Source organism: Brevundimonas sp. CURTG3B2_SDJG (assembly GCF_057364705.1).
Genome location: NZ_JBNFOJ010000405.1, coordinates 1 through 2,008 on the forward strand (window position 1 = coordinate 1; position 2,008 = coordinate 2,008).

Consider the following 2,008-nt stretch of genomic DNA (forward strand, 5'->3'; position numbering starts at 1 on the left):
CGGTCAGGACCAGGCCCGCCCCCGGCTCCAGGCCGACGCCCGCGTTGCGCAGGCGGTCGCGCAGCAGCTCCAGCGTCTCCTCGACGCGCGGCGCGATGACGGTCTTCAGCATGGCGCGCGGCACCACCACGGGACCGGCCGACGGGTCCTCGCCGCGGGGTGGGGCCTCCAGCATCTCGCGGTCCTCGTTCGCGCTGGCCATCGCCGAGCCGTGCAGGGTCTTGACGCCGTTCGCGCCCGCCCCGCGACGTCGACAGGCCGCGCGCGATGTCGGCGGTGACGTGGTCGCCGCCGACGTTCAGCGATTCGATGTGCAGCAGGGAGCGTCCGCCCCAGACCGCGGCCGAGGTCGCGCCGCCGCCCAGGTCGATGCAGACGCACCCCAGGTCCATCTCGTCGTCTTCCAGGGCGGCCAGCGACGACGCTACCGGCGCCGCCACGACGCCCTGCAGGTCCAGGTGCGCCAGTTCCAGGCAGTGGCTCAGGGCGTTGAACGCCCCCTCCGCCATGGACACCACCAGCAGGTCCAGCCCCAGCGAGTGGCCGCGCATGGCGCGCGGATCGTGGACGCCGCGGGCGCCGTCCACCGACCAGGCGATGGGCAGGACGTGGATCGGCCGCCGGTTAGGCAGGCGGATCTGGGCCAGGGCCATGCCGATGCCGCGCGCCAGGTCGGCGTCGCCCACGGGATTCTGGCCCAGCGAAACCCGCGCCTGGACGCGATGGCTGGCCATCTGTCCGATGGCGGTGGTGACCACGACGCCGGAGACCGCCGTTCCGGCGGCGCGTTCGGCACGCTCGACCGCATGGCCGATGGCCTGGGCGGCCTCGTCCATATTGACGATGCCGCCGCCGCGCACGCCGCGGGACTGCACGTGCCCGGCGCCGGCGACGCGGATCGTCCGGTCCGCGTGGCGCACGCCTTCCGGCTTCATGATGAAGCAGCCGACCTTGGACTGTCCTAGATCCAGCGCGGCCACGATCGGCGCGCGCCCGGTCCCGCCCTTGCCGTCCACAGATTTATCCACAGCCCGTCCGGCCATCCCGCGCCCCTTCACACTCATGCTTCGCCCGACGAGGGCCGGACGGCGACCTCCTCGGGCGTTCTCAGATCGATGCGGGCGAAGCCCAGCTCCAGCAGCCGCTCGCGCTGGTCCAGGGCGTCCAGCTGGATCAGCGCCGCCTCCTGGTCGGTGGCGGGCAGCTGGATCAGGCTGCCGTCCTTCAGGCGCAGGTCCCAACGGCGCTCGTCCACCCGCACCAGGGCCTCCAGCCGGCTCATCAGCCGGGGACGCTGGCCGATCAGCGGCAGCACCTCGGCGGCGGCCTGCTCGGCCCCCTTGCCCACGACCAGCGGAAGATTGGGATAGCGGCCGGCGTCGGCGCCCGGGATGACCTGGCCCTGTCCGTCGATGACCCAGGCCCGTCCGCCCGTCTGCCAGACCGCCAGCCGGTCATGTTCGGTCACATGCACGATCAGGGTGTTCGGCAGCAGGCGCACCACCCGCGCCGACTTGACCCAGCCCACGCCCTCCACCCGCTGGCGCACGGCGTCCAGGTCGATCGAGGTCATCGGCTGCTCGGCGTAGGCCTGGATCGCCCGACGGATCGCGGCGTTGGCCTCGACGCTCTCGCCCTCGATGAACACCTTCTCCAGTTTCAGGCCCAGGCCCGCCGTCAGCCCGTCGAGGCCACGGCTGATCGAGGCGCCGATGCGTTCGGCGCGGGCGCCGTCGCCAGGACGCGCCCAGCAGCACGACTCCGGCTGCGATGGAGATGACGACGGCGCGGGGGGACAGGTCCAGCCGCCCCAAGGCGGCCATCTTGCCCGGCGTCGCCGGCGCGTTGCGCGGCGCGCGGCCGCGCCCCTTGGACCCCGGAGCCGCGCCGCGTTTTTGCTGACGGGTTCGAACTCTGTCGCCGACCGCCGCGAACTACCGCGGGCATGAGGCGTCCTCCACCATCACGACAGTCTTGTACGCCATCCCCACATGGGCGGCCTGCTCGG

1 protein-coding gene and 1 pseudogene are annotated in these 2,008 nt (G+C 73.0%); both read right to left on the reverse strand.

The features are described 5' to 3' along the window. Positions 1-1,043: pseudogene (gene ftsA / locus AC2W7C_RS17165) on the reverse strand (cell division protein FtsA); the annotation flags it as partial. Between the two features lie 17 nt (positions 1,044-1,060). Beyond that, positions 1,061-1,648 carry a cell division protein FtsQ/DivIB gene (locus tag AC2W7C_RS17170; protein WP_486002457.1) on the reverse strand — a complete coding sequence of 196 codons (588 nt, stop codon included), beginning with the start codon at positions 1,646-1,648 and terminating at the stop codon, positions 1,061-1,063. Positions 1,649-2,008: the final 360 nt, after the last annotated feature.